Origin of the sequence: Sphingopyxis sp. (assembly GCF_036261875.1) — a bacterium.
Taxonomy (GTDB): Bacteria; Pseudomonadota; Alphaproteobacteria; order Sphingomonadales; family Sphingomonadaceae; genus Sphingopyxis.
The window spans coordinates 1-14,615 of the sequence record NZ_DATAJZ010000022.1 but is presented as its reverse complement, the minus strand read 5'-3'; the positions used below and the strand labels follow the sequence as shown (position 1 = coordinate 14,615).

At 66.1% G+C, this 14,615-nt stretch carries 13 protein-coding genes and 1 pseudogene; 9 read left to right on the top strand and 5 right to left on the bottom strand.

From position 1 onward, the window contains the following. Nucleotides 1–359: 359 nt before the first annotated feature. From phaR to VHO04_RS09385, 3 genes are all read left to right on the top strand, one after another. Nucleotides 360–899 (top strand): polyhydroxyalkanoate synthesis repressor PhaR, encoded by a 540-nt coding sequence (gene phaR / locus VHO04_RS09395; protein WP_329628073.1) that lies wholly within the window; start codon nucleotides 360–362, stop codon nucleotides 897–899. 42 nt (nucleotides 900–941) lie between these two features. After that, on the top strand, nucleotides 942–2,468 hold the full coding sequence (gene proS, locus VHO04_RS09390; protein WP_329628072.1) for a proline--tRNA ligase: 1,527 nt from the start codon (nucleotides 942–944) through the stop codon (nucleotides 2,466–2,468). 172 nt (nucleotides 2,469–2,640) lie between these two features. Then, entirely contained in the window at nucleotides 2,641–4,932 is a 2,292-nt protein-coding gene (locus VHO04_RS09385) for a VacB/RNase II family 3'-5' exoribonuclease (RefSeq protein ID WP_329628071.1), read from the top strand. Between the two features lie 22 nt (nucleotides 4,933–4,954). Here VHO04_RS09385 and VHO04_RS09380 read toward each other — a convergent pair whose 3' ends face one another. Further along, complete coding sequence (locus tag VHO04_RS09380) at nucleotides 4,955–5,410, bottom strand: universal stress protein (protein WP_329628070.1); 456 nt, start codon at nucleotides 5,408–5,410, stop codon at nucleotides 4,955–4,957. A 162-nt stretch (nucleotides 5,411–5,572) separates the two neighbouring features. Between VHO04_RS09380 and VHO04_RS09375 the strand changes: the two genes are divergently transcribed. The 6 genes from VHO04_RS09375 to VHO04_RS09350 all read left to right on the top strand — a co-directional run bounded on the left by VHO04_RS09375 (nucleotide 5,573) and on the right by VHO04_RS09350 (nucleotide 11,378). Further along, a complete protein-coding gene (locus tag VHO04_RS09375) occupies nucleotides 5,573–6,895 on the top strand; it encodes a pyruvate dehydrogenase complex dihydrolipoamide acetyltransferase (protein WP_329628069.1) in 1,323 nt (440 codons plus the stop codon). Between the two features lie 91 nt (nucleotides 6,896–6,986). Next, a complete protein-coding gene (locus VHO04_RS09370; protein ID WP_329628068.1) occupies nucleotides 6,987–7,361 on the top strand; it encodes an endonuclease domain-containing protein in 375 nt (124 codons plus the stop codon). Then, nucleotides 7,354–8,751, top strand: coding sequence for a dihydrolipoyl dehydrogenase (gene lpdA / locus VHO04_RS09365; protein ID WP_329628067.1), 1,398 nt, complete (start codon nucleotides 7,354–7,356; stop codon nucleotides 8,749–8,751). The genes VHO04_RS09370 and lpdA overlap by 8 nt, the downstream gene beginning before the upstream one ends. A gap of 6 nt (nucleotides 8,752–8,757) precedes the next feature. Then, nucleotides 8,758–9,351, top strand: coding sequence for a hypothetical protein (locus tag VHO04_RS09360; RefSeq protein WP_329628066.1), 594 nt, complete (start codon nucleotides 8,758–8,760; stop codon nucleotides 9,349–9,351). Further along, nucleotides 9,348–9,989, top strand: a complete 642-nt coding sequence (locus VHO04_RS09355; RefSeq protein ID WP_329628065.1) for a phosphatase PAP2 family protein — start codon at nucleotides 9,348–9,350, stop codon at nucleotides 9,987–9,989. Before VHO04_RS09360 ends, VHO04_RS09355 begins: the two co-directional genes overlap by 4 nt. Before the next feature lie 54 nt (nucleotides 9,990–10,043). Continuing rightward, the gene (locus VHO04_RS09350; RefSeq protein WP_329628064.1) at nucleotides 10,044–11,378 is read left to right on the top strand and encodes a metal-dependent hydrolase family protein; all 1,335 of its coding nucleotides are present in this window, start codon (nucleotides 10,044–10,046) and stop codon (nucleotides 11,376–11,378) included. 104 nt (nucleotides 11,379–11,482) lie between these two features. Here VHO04_RS09350 and VHO04_RS09345 read toward each other — a convergent pair whose 3' ends face one another. From VHO04_RS09345 to VHO04_RS09330, 4 genes and pseudogenes are all read right to left on the bottom strand, one after another. Next, the gene (locus VHO04_RS09345) at nucleotides 11,483–12,268 is read right to left on the bottom strand and encodes a tyrosine-protein phosphatase (protein ID WP_329628063.1); all 786 of its coding nucleotides are present in this window, start codon (nucleotides 12,266–12,268) and stop codon (nucleotides 11,483–11,485) included. Between the two features lie 2 nt (nucleotides 12,269–12,270). Beyond that, complete coding sequence (locus tag VHO04_RS09340) at nucleotides 12,271–13,074, bottom strand: crotonase/enoyl-CoA hydratase family protein (protein ID WP_329628062.1); 804 nt, start codon at nucleotides 13,072–13,074, stop codon at nucleotides 12,271–12,273. Nucleotides 13,075–13,176: 102 nt separating this feature from the next. Continuing rightward, complete coding sequence (locus tag VHO04_RS09335) at nucleotides 13,177–14,307, bottom strand: CaiB/BaiF CoA-transferase family protein (protein WP_329628061.1); 1,131 nt, start codon at nucleotides 14,305–14,307, stop codon at nucleotides 13,177–13,179. Nucleotides 14,308–14,383: 76 nt separating this feature from the next. Then, nucleotides 14,384–14,615: pseudogene (locus VHO04_RS09330) on the bottom strand (acetyl-CoA C-acyltransferase); the annotation flags it as partial.

Sequence of the window (14,615 nt, the reverse complement as noted above, 5' to 3'; positions counted from 1 at the left end):
AACAGGGGCGGGCATTGCGACGGACTCTGTCGCGGACAATATGCTTGTTCTCCAGCGACATGATCCTGATGAAAAAGGTTTTTTGACGCCTTAAATTTTCATCTTTCCGGTTACCAGTGAAACTAAATTACGAGAATGGCGTTGGAGAGACTGGTTGACATGACGGGTGCCGGGCTCACCATGCCTCCAAAGGCGATCGGTCAGGTCGGCGGAGCATGTGGGGCGGCAAGCGATTCCGAATCGCCCGCGGGCTTCCTTGCAGCGCGCATGTTGCGGCGCATCAATCTTTGGTGTTAAGGTCCGCTGGCCGGGAACCATCCGGCGGCGATCGGATGCGATCGACAGGAGCAGAGGGCAGCATGGCAAAGTCGAAGACGGCCGCAGACGGCGATGTCGTCACCATCAAGAAATATGCCAACCGGCGCCTCTATGACACCGAACGCAGTTGCTATATTACGCTCGACGATCTGGGCGCGATGGTCCGTGACGGACGCGATTTTCGCGTCGTCGATGCAAAGAGCGGCGAGGACATCACGCACAATGTGCTCACCCAGATCATCATGGATACCGAAACGCGCGGCGAGACGCTGCTGCCGGTCAATTTCCTGCGTCACCTGATCGGGCTTTACGGCGACAAGATGCAGTCGATGGTGCCGCAATATCTCGAAGCGTCGATGACCGCGTTCCGCAAGAACCAGCAGGACGTCCGTGCCGCCTTCGAGGGCGCGCTCGGGTCAAACCCGCTCGCCGAACTGACGCGCCGCAATTTGGAGATGTTCCAGCAGGCCGCGGGCGCGTTCATGCCAGGTGCGGCCGCCGGCAAGGGCAAGGATGCCGAGATCGCCGCGCTCAAGGCGGAAATCGCCGAACTCAAGGCCGAACTCGCCAAACAGAAATAATGTGGGGCGTGTTTCGCTCCCCCAGCACAGAAAACAGGACAGATGATCAAACATGCGCTCAGCGTAACGCGTCAGGCCGACTTCGCGGCCTGGTATCAGGACGTCATTGCCGAAGCCGACCTCGCCGAGGAGTCGGGCGTGCGCGGCTGCATGGTGATCAAGCCGTGGGGCTATGGCATCTGGGAGCGCATCCAGACGGTGATGGATGCCGCGATCAAGGATGCCGGTGTCCAGAACGCCTATTTCCCGCTCTTCATCCCCTTGAGCTTCTTTGAGAAGGAAGCCGACCATGTCGATGGTTTTGCAAAGGAAATGGCGGTCGTTACGCATCACCGGCTGATCGCCGACGGAAAGGGCAAGCTGGTGCCCGATCCCGAGGCGAAGCTGGAGGAGCCGCTGATCGTCCGCCCGACGTCCGAAACGGTGATCGGATCGGCGATGAGCCGCTGGGTGCAGAGCTGGCGCGACCTGCCGCTGAAGGTCAACCAGTGGGCGAATGTCGTGCGCTGGGAAATGCGCACGCGCATGTTCCTGCGCACCAGCGAATTCCTGTGGCAGGAAGGCCATACCGCGCACGCCGACAAGGACGATGCGATGGCGGAAACGCTGCGTGCGCTCGAAATGTATCGCGCCTTTGCCGAGGATGTCCTCGCGATGCCGGTGATCGCGGGCGAGAAGCCCGAGAATGAGCGCTTCCCCGGTGCCGTCGCGACCTATTCGATTGAGGCGATGATGCAGGACGGCAAGGCGCTGCAGGCCGGCACTTCGCACTATCTCGGCACCGGCTTCGCCGAGGCCGCGAACATCCGCTATCAAGACAAGGAAGGCGGCCACAGCCTCTGCCACACGACGAGCTGGGGCACGTCGACGCGGATGATCGGCGGCGTGATCATGACGCACGGCGACGACGATGGCCTGCGCTGCCCGCCGCGCATCGCACCGCACCAGATCGTCATCGTGCCGATGCTGCGCGACAATGAGGAGGATGCCGCGATCCTCGACTATTGCCGCGCTCTCGAAAGCGAGCTGAAGGCGCTCGATGCCTTTCGCGAGCCGGTGCGCGTGCTGCTCGATGCGACCGCCAACAAGGCGCAGACCAAGCGCTGGGGCTGGGTCAAGAAGGGCGCACCGATCATCCTCGAGATCGGCCCGCGCGACGTCGCCGGCGGCAATGTCGCGGTGATCCGACGCGACCGGCTCTATCAGGAGAGCGGCAAGCTGAACACGGCCTTCGTCGCGAAGGCTGATTTCGCCGCAGGAGCGGTGGCGATGCTGGAGGAGATTCAGACGAATCTCCACGCCGAGGCGAAGGAGCGGCTGCATTCGAACATCCGCCGCGACGTGACCGACCTCGCGGCGCATTTCGGCGGCGACGACAAGTTCGTCGGCTGGGTCGAGGTGCAATGGTCGCGCCCGACCGGCACCGTGCTCGAAGGGATCGTCGAGACGCTCAAGGCGCTCAAGCTGACGATGCGCAACACGCCGCTCGACGCAGCACCGGCCGATGGCGCCTGCTTCTTCACCGGCGAGCCCGCGGTCGAGCGCGTGTTGATAGGACGAACCTATTGATTTATTTCACGCGAAGACGCGAAGACGCGAAGAAGAAGGCTCGGGCCGACAGGCCCCGTCCTCCTTCCGATGATGCGGCATGGCGCGGCGCCGGGGAGGGAAAGCCGCTTCGCGGCAGGCGCGACCTCTTCGCGTCTTCGCGTCTTCGCGTGAATCAATTGGACGATCCGCGATGAAAAAGCCCAAGCCGCAACCCGGACTCCCCTCACGCGAACAGATTCTCCGCCTCATTCAGGACAGCCCCGGCGCGATCGGGAAGCGGGAGATCGCCAAACATTTCGGGCTCCACGGCGCCGACAAGATCGCGCTGAAGGCGCTGCTCAAGGATATGACCGACGAGGGGCTTGTCGACATGGCGCCCGGGCGGGCGTTTCACAAACATGGCGGATTGCCGCGCGTCACCGTGCTGCGCGTTGCGGCGGTCGAGGGCGATGCGGTGTGGGCGGTTCCCGATCGCTGGGAAGGTAGCGGTCCCGCGCCGCGCCTCCGCGTGATGGAAAAGGGGCGCAAGAGCGCGCTCGGCATCGGCGACCGCATCCTCGCGCGCACCGAGGAGCGCGGCAGCGGCCATGTCGCCCACCCGATGAAAAAGTTGCAGGCGGGCGGCGAGACGGTCATCGGCGTGCTCGTCGCCGATACCGGCCCCGGCGGCAAGCCGATGACGTGGCTGCGCCCTGCCGACAAGCGCGCGCGCTTCGATTTCGCGGTCGCCGACATGGGCGATGCGAGTATCGGCGATCTCGTCCGCGCCGAACTCTCGGGGCGTGGCCCGGCGACCAAGGCGCGCGTGGTCGATCGCATCGGCGATCCCTTCGCGCCACGTTCGCTCAGCATGATCGCGATCGCGCGGCACGAGATTCCGCATGTCTTCGGCGAGGAGGTGCTGGCGGAGGCCGAACGCGCCGCGAAGCTGCCGCTGACTCCGGATGGGCGCGAGGATTTGCGCGACCTGCCGATCGTCGCGATCGACCCCGTGGACGCGCGCGATCATGACGATGCCGTCTGGGCGACCCCCGACACGGATGAAAAGAACAAGGGCGGATATCGCGCGATCGTCGCGATCGCCGATGTCAGCTTTTATGTCCGCGCCGATGGCGCGCTCGACCGCGAGGCGCGGCGGCGCGGCAACAGCGTCTATTTCCCCGATCAGGTCGTGCCGATGCTGCCCGAAACGCTGTCGGCGGGCGTCTGCTCGCTGAAGGCGGGGCAGGATCGCGCCGCGATGGCGTGCCACCTCACCGTCGACAAGCACGGCAAGGTGACGTCATGGCGTTTCACGCGCGCGCTGGTGCGGCTGCGCGCGAACATCGCCTATGAAGATGCGCAGGCGGCCTATGACGCCGATAGGCCCAAGGAGGGGTGGGACGAGGATGTCCTGCCCGCGCTCAGTTATTTGTGGGCCTGCTGGAAATTGCTCGCCAAGGCGCGCGATGCCCGCGCGCCGCTCGACCTCGATTTGCCCGAACGGCAGGTGATCCTCGACGAGCAGGGCGGCATCACCGAGATTCGGGTGCGCGAGCGGCTCGACGCGCACCGGCTGATCGAGGATTATATGATCGCGGCGAACGTCGCCGCGGCGAAGGCGCTCGAGGCGAAGAAGTCGCCCGTCATGTACCGCATCCACGAGCCGCCGAGCCGCGAGAAACTCGTCAGCCTGAAGGACTATCTCGAAACCTTCGACCAGAGCTTCGCGCTGGGGCAGGTCATCACCCCCGCGGTGTTCAACCGGCTGATCGACGGCTTTTCGGAAGACGACCGCCTGCCCGAGATCATGCAGGCGATCCTGCGCAGCCAGACGCAGGCCTATTATGGCCCGGCCAATGCGGGGCATTTCGGGCTCGCGCTCGGCTCCTACGCGCATTTTACTTCGCCGATCCGGCGCTATGCCGACCTGATCGTCCACCGCGCGCTCGTCGACAGCTATCGCCTCGAAGTGCCCGGCAAGCCCAAGGGGCTTCCCGAGCGCACCGGGCTGGGCGAAGCCGACCGCAAGGGGCTGTCGCGCATCGGCGAAGCGATCAGCGCGCTCGAGCGCCGCGCGATGGAGGCCGAGCGCGAGACGATTGACCGCTATGTCGCGGCGTATCTGGCGACGAAGACGGGCGAGATCGTCGCGGCGCGGATCACCGGGGTGCAGCCGTTCGGCTTCTTCGCGACCGTCGACGGACTCGGCGGCGACGGGCTGGTGCCGGTATCGACGCTGGGGAGCGAGCGCTTCTTCTATGACGAGGCGGCGCGGACGCTCGACAGCGAGCATGGCCGCGTCAGCTATTCGGTTGGGCAGCGGCTCGATCTTCGATTGATGGAGGCGAATCCGATCAGTGGCGCGCTTCGCTTCGAGCTTCCCGACGCCGAGGGCGGTCCACCCGCCAAACGCCCGCCGCGCCGGGACGGGAAAGGCAAGCACGTCGTCGGCAAGCGCGGGCGGCCTGCGAATATTCGCCACCAGGGGCGGCGGCGCTGACCGTCGTCATTGCGAGATAGGATCAACTCAACGCATCGAGCCGGGCGATGTCGATGCCGCCGGGCACGAGCATCACCGGGCAGGGGAGGGTTCCCGCATCCTGTCCGGTGAAATAGCTCACCAGCGGCCCGGGGGCGCCGCTGGCCGCCGTCGCCAGCACCAGCGCCGATATCTCCTCATTCTCGCGGATCACGTCGCACACGGCTTCGGTCGGCTTGCCCGATTTGACCAGCGTCTGCGCGACGATGTTGGCTTCCTGCATCACCGCGTCGGCGGCCGCCCCGATCAACCGCTCGGCATGTTCGCGCGCTTCGGCCTCGATCGTCGCCTGGACGCCGCCGAAGGCGACGAAATCCTGCTTTGGAAGGATTGCGAGCACGACGATGCCGCCCCCGGTCCGCGCCGCGCGCCGCGCCGCGAAGCGCAACGCGAGGCTCGCCTCCGGGCTGTCATCGATCACCACCAGATATGTCCGCATCGCCCCGACCCCCGCTATGCATTTTGCGAGGCGAGAGTGCGTCACATTCGTATGAAAGGCAAGGTTGCCGCGCTGGACCTTGACCGGCCCAGCGCTTATGGCGAGGAACAATCCGTAGCGGCAGGCCCCGCCTGCGAGACTCTTCGAGGGACGAAACCGACGATGCCGATCGAACTCAAAATGCCCGCCCTTTCGCCGACGATGGAGGAAGGGACGCTTGCGAAGTGGCTGGTGAAGGAAGGCGATACGGTCCAGTCGGGCGACCTGCTCGCCGAAATCGAAACCGACAAGGCGACGATGGAATATGAGGCGATCGACGATGGCGTGATCAGCCAGATTCTGGTCCCCGAGGGCAGCGAGAATGTGAAGGTCGGCACCGTGATCGCAGTGATCGCGGGCGAGGGCGAGGATGCCAGCGCCGCCAAGGCCGCGCCGGCGCCTGCTGCGGCTCCCGAAAAGAATGACGTCGCCCCCGCGAAGGCGGGGGCCGCTAGCGGTAGTGCGCCGACCCCAGCGGCCCCCGCCTCCGCGGAGGCGACGGACAAAGCTGCTCCCGCCGTGTCGGGCGACCGCATCAAGGCCAGCCCGCTCGCCAAGCGCATCGCGGCGGAGAAGGGCATCGACCTGTCGACGATCACCGGCACCGGCCCCGGCGGCCGCATCGTCAAGGACGACCTCGAAGGCGTTTCGGCCAGCGCCCCGGCGGCAGCCGCGCCGGCTCCCGCCGCGACGGCCGCTCCCGCTCCCGCTGCGGCACCGGCCCCCGCCACCGCCGGCCCGATCCCCGATTTCGGCATTCCGCACGAGGACGAGAAATTGTCGGGGATGCGCAAGACGATCGCGCGCCGCCTGACGCAGTCGATGCAGGAAGCGCCGCATATCTATCTGACCGTCGACATCCGTCTCGACGCGCTGCTCAAGCTGCGCGGCGAACTTAACGCCAGCCTCGAAAGCCGCGGCGTCAAGCTCAGCGTCAACGACATGCTGATCAAGGCGCTCGCGGTCGCGCTCGAACGCGTGCCGGCGTGCAACGTCAGTTTCGGCGGCGATGTCATGCGCAAATACAGCCGCGCCGACATCTCGGTCGCGGTCAGCATTCCGGGCGGCCTGATCACCCCGATCATCACCGACGCGGGCGGCAAGTCGATGTCGAAAATCTCGACCGAAATGTCCGAGCTCGCGGCGAAGGCCAAGGAAGGCAAGCTCCAGCCCAACGAGTATCAGGGCGGCACCGCCTCGATCTCGAACATGGGCATGATGGGGATCAAGCAGTTCACCGCGGTGATCAACCCGCCGCAGGCGATGATCATGGCGATCGGCGCGGGCGAGAAGCGGCCCTATGTGGTCGACGATGCGCTCGCGATCGCGACGGTGATGTCGGCGACCGGCAGCTTCGACCACCGCGCGATCGACGGGGCGGACGGCGCGCTGCTGATGAAGACCTTCAAGGAACTGGTGGAGAACCCGCTGGGGCTGGTGGCGTAAAATGCCCGAGGGGCCGCAAAGCCCCTCTCCCCTTGCGGGAGAGGGGTTGGGGAGAGGGGGGCGGCCTGTCGCACTCGCCAGAGCGAAGCGCATGCGATCTGAACCTACTGACGCCGAACGGGCTTTATGGCACCTTCTGCGTGCCAAACGATTCTCGGGCTACAAGTTCAAACGCCAGGTTCCGATCGATCGCTACATCGCCGATTTCGTCTGTTTTGCGCATCGTCTGATCATCGAGGCGGACGGTTCCCAGCATGCGGAAAGTGACTACGATGCAGAACGCGATGCCTATCTTGCCGGGCAGGGCTTTCGCGTCATCCGCTTTTGGAACAATGACATTCTGACCAACATCGAGGGTGTGAGCGCAGCCGTCTGGACGGCGCTTCAGGACGAGACGTCCACCCCCTCTCCCCAACCCCTCTCCCGCAAGGGGAGAGGGGCTTTTGAAGGAGCCCATAATGGCTGACACCAATTACGACCTCATCGTCCTCGGCTCGGGCCCCGGCGGCTATGTCGCGGCGATCCGCGCGGCGCAGCTTGGGCTTAAGACCGCGATCGTCGAGCGCGAGCTGCTCGGCGGCATCTGCCTCAACTGGGGCTGCATTCCGACCAAGGCGCTACTGCGCTCGGCCGAAATCTATCATTATATGCAGCACGCGGGCGACTATGGGTTGAAGGCCGCGCAGATCAGCGCCGACATCGATGCGGTCGTGAAGCGGTCGCGCGGGGTCGCGAAGCAGCTCAATCAGGGCGTTGCGCACCTGATGAAGAAGCACAAGATCACCGTCCATATGGGCACCGGCAAGCTCACCGCGCCGGGCAAGCTCGAGGTCGCGGGCGAAAAGGGCACCGAGACCCTTTCCGCGAAGAACATCATCGTCGCGACCGGCGCCCGCGCCCGCGACCTGCTCTTCGCGCCGGCCGACGGCAAGCGCATCTGGACCTATCGCCACGCGCTCGTTCCGCCTGAAATGCCGAAAAAATTGCTCGTCATCGGATCGGGCGCGATCGGGATCGAATTCGCGAGCTTCTACAAGGACATGGGCGCCGAAGTGACCGTCGTCGAAATGCTCGACCGCCTCGTTCCCGTTGAGGATGCCGACGTATCGGCCTTCCTCGAAAAGGCACTCAAGAAACAGGGAATGACGATCCTCACCGGCGCCGGGGTCGAGGAACTCAAGGCGACCGCGACCGGCGTCACCGCGAAGATCAAGACGAAGGACGGCAAGGTCGAGCAGGGCGAGTTCACCCACGCGATCGTCGCGATCGGCATCGTTCCGAATACCGAGAATATCGGGCTCGAAGTGCTCGGCGTGAAGACGACGAAGGGTCATATCGACACCGACGCGATGTGCCGCACCAATGTTCCCGGCCTGTGGGCGATCGGCGACGTCACCGCGCCGCCGTGGCTCGCGCACAAGGCGATGCACGAATCGATCATCGCGGTCGAAGCGATCGCGGGCAATCATCCACACGCGATGGACCCGCGCAATATCCCCGGCTGCACCTACTGCCGCCCGCAGATCGCCAGCGTCGGTCTGACCGAAGCGAAGGCGAAGGAGCTCGGTTACGAGGTCAAGGCCGGCACCTTTCCCTTCATCGGCAACGGCAAGGCGATTGCGCTCGGCGAATCCGAAGGCTTCACCAAGACAGTGTTCGATGCGAAAACCGGCGAACTTCTTGGCGCGCACATGATCGGCGCTGAAGTCACCGAGCTGATCCAGGGCTATACGATCGGCAAGACCGCCGAGCTGGTCGAGGATGATTTCATCGGCACCGTCTTCCCGCACCCGACGCTCAGCGAGACGATGCACGAAGGCGTGCTCGCCGCGTTCGGGCGGCCGCTGCATATCTAGGCGCGCTTGAACCCTGCGATCCTTCATTTTTCCCGGACGGGCAGCGTCGTCAAGGCGCTGTTCTTTCTGGGCGTCGCGGCGATTGCGTTCGCCGTGGCGGGGCTGATGCACGCCGACCGCGTGGCGCCGCCGCCGGTCGCCGCTGGCGTGCCGGACCTGACGCTGCCCGCACCGGCGCCGCATCGCGACCCGCTGGCACCGTTCAAGATACCGCTTCTCGTCATCGCGGGGGTCACCTGCCTTTTCTACGCCGGGCGGCACGGTCTGCGCGCACTGACGCGGCAGACGGCGGTCCGGATCGAAGGGGGGCGGCTCCATTTCCATTCGAGCTATGGCGCCGACCCGAACCCCTTGCCCGCGGCGGATATCATGGAGGCCATCTGCGATCGCGCCGACCGGCTGCCGGGCGAGATGTCGGAATCGGTCAGGTTCGGCGCGCGCGCACGGCACGGCCTCTATCTACGCTACCGCGCCGACGGATCGAGCCGCGAACTGCGTCTGATCGACAATGACGTCGATGGCGGCATCGAGCAATTGCGCCGCTTCGCGGCACAGGTCGACGCCTGGCGCCGGTCGGCGGCGGCAAAGGCAGAGCGATGATCGGCAAGCCAAAAGCTATTCTTGCGGCGATCATGCTCATCGTCTCGGTGATCCTGCTCGGCTTGATCGTCAGCGCGGGCTGGACCGTCGCCGCCGACCTTCGCATTTCGAACGCGCTGTCGCTGCGCGTCGGGCAGAGCGATCCGGGGCTCATCGCCTTCATGCAGGGGGCGAGCTGGATCGGCGGGGGCACGCCGCGCTGGATCATCGTCATCCTGCTCTCGGCGCTCGTCTGGCGCTGGTGCGGGCGGCGCTGCGCGGTGGCGCTCGCAGGGGCGTCGCTGCTGGCGAATCTCGCCTCGAACGCGCTCAAATTCGCGTTCGACCGCGCGCGGCCCGACATCATCGCGCATCTCGATCATGTGAACAGCGCCTCCTATCCGAGCGGCCATGCGACGAGCGCTGCGGTTGTCTATCTGCTGCTCGCCTGGCTCGCGCCGCCGCGCTGGCGGCCGTTCGCCTGGACGCTAGCCACCGCGATGATCCTGCTCAACACAGCCTCGCGCATCATGCTCGGCGTTCATTGGGCGAGCGACATCGCGGGCGGCACGCTGCTCGGCGGCGCCTTCGCGCTGCTCGGGACATGGTGGGTGTCGCGGCCTGAAAGATCGTCCGGGCCGAAAATTCCGCTGTCCTAAAAAGTCTCGTTTTGCCATCTATCGGACAGGCAACAACAACAGACGGGGCGGGATATGCAATCCAGTGTGAAGTTCGGCGGTTTTCTGCGGGGAATCGCTTTCGGCGCGAGCGCGCTTTTCGCGGCGGCCACGCTGCCGGCGACGGCGCAGGACGGGGCGGCGCAGGACGGGTCTGGGCAGACGGTGATCACCGCCGCGCGCTATCTCGACGTGCAGAGCGGCAAGATGGTCGAGCATCCGGCGATCTTCGTCGGCGCCGACGGACGCATCGCGAGCATCGCCGACGCGCGCACGGTGCGCTGGGGCGCCGGGGTCAAGCATATCGACCTGGGCGAGCGCACCCTGCTTCCCGGCCTGATCGACATGCACGTCCATCTGACCTCGCTGGCCGAGGTCGGCGGCTATCAGGGGCTGCGCTATACCGACAGCTTCTGGACCGTGATGGGCGTCGTCAACGCGAAAAAGACGCTCGACGCAGGCTTCACCACGGTGCGCAACGTCGGGTCGGCCGATTTCGGCGACGTTGGGCTGAAGCAGGCGATCGAGGGTGGCTATGTCCAAGGGCCGCGGATCATTCCCGCGGGCTATGCGATCGGCGCGACCGGGGGGCATTGCGACGAGGGTGGTTTGCCGCCGTCGATGGATCACAAGGGGCCGTCGGTGGTCGACAGCCCGCAGGAAGCGCGCGCCAAGGTGCGCTGGCTGCACAAATATGGCGCGCGCGTCATCAAGATCTGCGCGACCGGCGGCGTCTTCTCGCTCGGCGACAGCGTCGGCGCGCAGCAGCTCAGCTTCGACGAGATGAAGGCGATCGCCGACGAGGCGCATATGCTGGGGCTCAAGGTCGCGGCGCACGCGCACGGCGACGACGGGATCAAGACCGCGATCCTCGCCGGGATCGACACGATCGAGCATTGCAGCCTTGCGAGCGACGAGGCGATCAAGCTCGCGATCGCGCACAACACCTGGTTCGACATGGATATCTACAACGACGATTATATCCTCGCGACCGGGACTGCGAACGGCACCGAGCAGGAAAGCCTCGACAAGGAAAAGGCGATTGGCCTCGCGCAGCGCCAGACCTTTCAGCGCGCGGTCAAGGCGGGCGTGCACATGATCTTCGGAACCGACGCGGGCGTCTATCCGCACGGCGACAATGGCCGGCAGTTCGCGAAGATGGTCGAATGGGGCATGACCCCGCTGCAGGCGATCCGCGCCGCGACGCTGAACGGCGCCGAGGCGCTGAGCATGACCGGCGACGTCGGCACGATTGCGGTCGGCCGCTATGCCGACCTCATCGCGATCGACGGCGATCCGCTGGCGGACGTGCGGCAGCTCGAGCATGTCGACGCGGTGGTGAAGGGCGGGGTGCTGGTGAAGGAACTCTGATCGTCATTGCGAGCGGAGCGAAGCAATCTCCAGCCGACGACCATCGGCGACGATAACTGGAGATTGCTTCGTCGCCTGCGGCTCCTCGCAATGACGATTTGAATTCAGACCACCAACCGGTCGATCATCGCCTCGCGCATCGCGGGCGTCAGGTTGAGCACCGCTTCGGCATAGGTCGGGATGTCGCCATGGTCGCGCCGCACCGTGGCGAGCGCGGCCTCCAGATAGACGGGGTTCACCGACATCAGCGCGCGCACCGCGTCGTCGCTGATCGCAGCGCCGTGGCGCGCGCGAATATGCTGGGCGCCCTGCGCAATCCGCTCCTCGATCCGCCCGGCGGTATTGGTGAGCAGATAGTCCTGGATCAGGTCGTCCTCGTGCACCCCGAGCAGCCGGTGGACGATCGCGACCGCGAAGCCGGTGCGGTCCTTGCCCGCGACACAGTGGACGAGGCTCGGCGTATCATATTCGGCGAGCGCGGCGAGATAGAGGCGCAGCGTCGCGACGAGCGCGGGACGGTAGGGCATTCCCGCATAGGTGTCGATCATCCGCGCCCGCGCGGTCTCGAAATCGATCGCGCCGCCTGCGGCGGCGGCCTGCAGGTGCGGGGCGAGGCCCGCGGTGACGCCGCCCGCGAACAGCACGCGGCCCGCGAAATTTCCTGATCGGCGGCACGGGTGCACCTCGCGCTCGTCGTCGCCGCGCAGGTCGATGATCGTGTCGAGGCCGAGTCCGTCGATCGCGGTCAGATCCTCGTCGGTCGCCGCCTCGTGCTGCGCCGACCGCCAGAGCATTCCGTCCCGCAGCCGCCCGCCGCCTTCGACGGCATAGCCGCCATAGTCGCGGAAATTGTGGACGCCCGACAGGGGCAGGACGCGTTCGGCCTGCATCGTCATTCTCCCGTGAACACCGGCGGCCGTTTCTCGACGAAGGCGTTGATCGCCTCGCGGTTGTCGGCGGTTTCGTGAACGATCGCCTGATAGGCGGCGCTGAGTTCGAGGATGTCGCTCATCCGGCTGTGCTGCGCCTCGCGGAGCAGCCGCTTGGTCAGCCGCAGCGCGCGCGGCGGGTTACAGACGATGCGCTCGGCAATCGCGACGGCGCGGTTCAGCAGTTCGGCGTCGGGCACCACCTCGGTGACGAGGCCATAGTCCTTCGCCGCCTGCGCATCGAAGCGGTCGCCGGTCAGGAACAGTTCGGCGGCGCGCGGATAGCCGAGCACGCGCTGGAGCAGCCAGGCGCCGCCGTCGCCGGGGACGATCCCGACCTTGATGAAGCTGCACGCGAATTTGGCGCTTTCCGCCGCGATGCGGATGTCGCAGGTGCAGGCGAGGTCGCAGCCGAGCCCGATCGCATGGCCGTTGACCGCAGCGATCATCGGGATTTCGCAGTCCATCAGCGCGCGGATCACCGCCTGCACCCCGCGGCGATAATTGGCGCGGGTCGAATCGGGCTGGTCGAGGACGCCGATGCCCTGGCGCTCCTGCATCGACTTGAGGTTGCCGCCCGCGCTGAACGCCTTGCCGCTGCCGGTCAGGATGATCGCGCTGACGCTGCGATCCTCGCCCAGCGTGCGGAGCGTGTCGATGATATCGTCGCAGTCCGCATGGGTGCCGATCGCGTTCATGCTCTCGGGCTTGATCATCGTCAGGATCGCGATCTTGCCCCGCCGCTCGACACTCAGAAATTCACCCATGAATATTCTCCCGATGCGCGGACAGGCTATGCCTCGCGCACGCTGGTTGCAAGCCAATGACGATGGCGCCGGACGCGCGGGCGCGCCCGGTCGCCGCGATGATCAGCGGACCGCGCCGCCGTCCCGAAGCACCGCGATCCGCGCCGCGTCGTAACCGAGCGCGGCGAGCACCGCATCACCGTCGGCACCGACCGCCGGGGCCGGGCGCGGAACATCGGTCACGCTTGCCGAATAGCGCGGCGCGGGGGCGGGCTGGGTAACACCGCCGACGGTCAGGAAGGTTTCGCGCGCGACGTTATGCGGATGCTGCGGCGCTTCGTTCAGCGAGAGCACCGGGGCGAAACAGACGTCGGTCATCTCCATGATCGCGCACCATTCGTCGCGCGTCTTGGTCGCGAACAAAGCGGTCAGCTTGTCCTTGAGCGGTCCCCAACTGGCGGGGTCCATCTGCGCGTCGAAGGCCGGATCGGCGTCGAGCCCGGTCTTCTCACGCAGCAGGGCATAGAATTGCGGCTCGATCGACCCGATCGAGATGAATTTACCGTCCGCACAGGCATAGGTGTCATAGAAATGGGCGCCGGTGTCGAGCATGTTGGTGCCCGGCGCGTCGTTCAGCCGACCCATGGCGAGGAAGCCCCAGCTCATCCCGGCGAGCAGCGCCGATCCGTCGGTCATCGCGCAATCGATCACCTGGCCCTGGCCGGTCTTCGCGGCGTGGAGCAGCGCGCTCGCCATGCCGAACGCCAGCATCATGCCGCCGCCGCCGAAATCGCCGACATAATTGACCGGCGGCACCGGCTTCTCGCCCGCGCGGCCGACGGTGTGGAGGACGCCCGACAACGCGATGTAATTGATGTCGTGTCCGGCGGCTTGCGAATAGGGGCCGAACTGGCCCCAGCCGGTCATGCGCCCATAGACGAGCTTCGGATTGTCGGCGAGCAGCACATCGGGGCCGAGCCCCAGCCGCTCCATCACGCCGGGGCGATAACCCTCGATGATCCCGTCGGCGCTCTTGCAGAGATCGCGCGCGATCTGGACAGCCTCGGGATTCTTCATGTCGAGCGCGATCGAGGTGCGGTTTCGCGACAGCGGGTCGCGCGGATCCATGAACCCGCCGGGGCGGTCGATGCGGATCACCTCGGCGCCATGGTCCGCGAGCATCATGCCGCAATAGGGGCCGGGTCCGATCCCCGCGAATTCGATGATCCTGATGCCGCTGAGCGGTCCCGCCATGTCGTGTCTCCCGAAAGATGCGGGGGCGGCCGTTGCGCCGCCCCCGGATATTGCTTCGCCCAGAGGGGCGCCGTGGTCAGATGCGTTCGATGATGATCGCGGGCGCCATGCCGCCCGCGGCACACATGGTGACGAGGCCGTAGCGGCCGCCCGAACGTTCGAGTTCGTCGAGCGCGGTGCCGATCAGGATCGAGCCGGTGGCGCCGATCGGGTGGCCGAGCGCCATCGCGCCGCCGTTGATGTTCACCTTCTCGCGGTCGAGATCGAGGTCGCGGATGAACTTTTCCGCGACGACCGAGAAAGCCTCG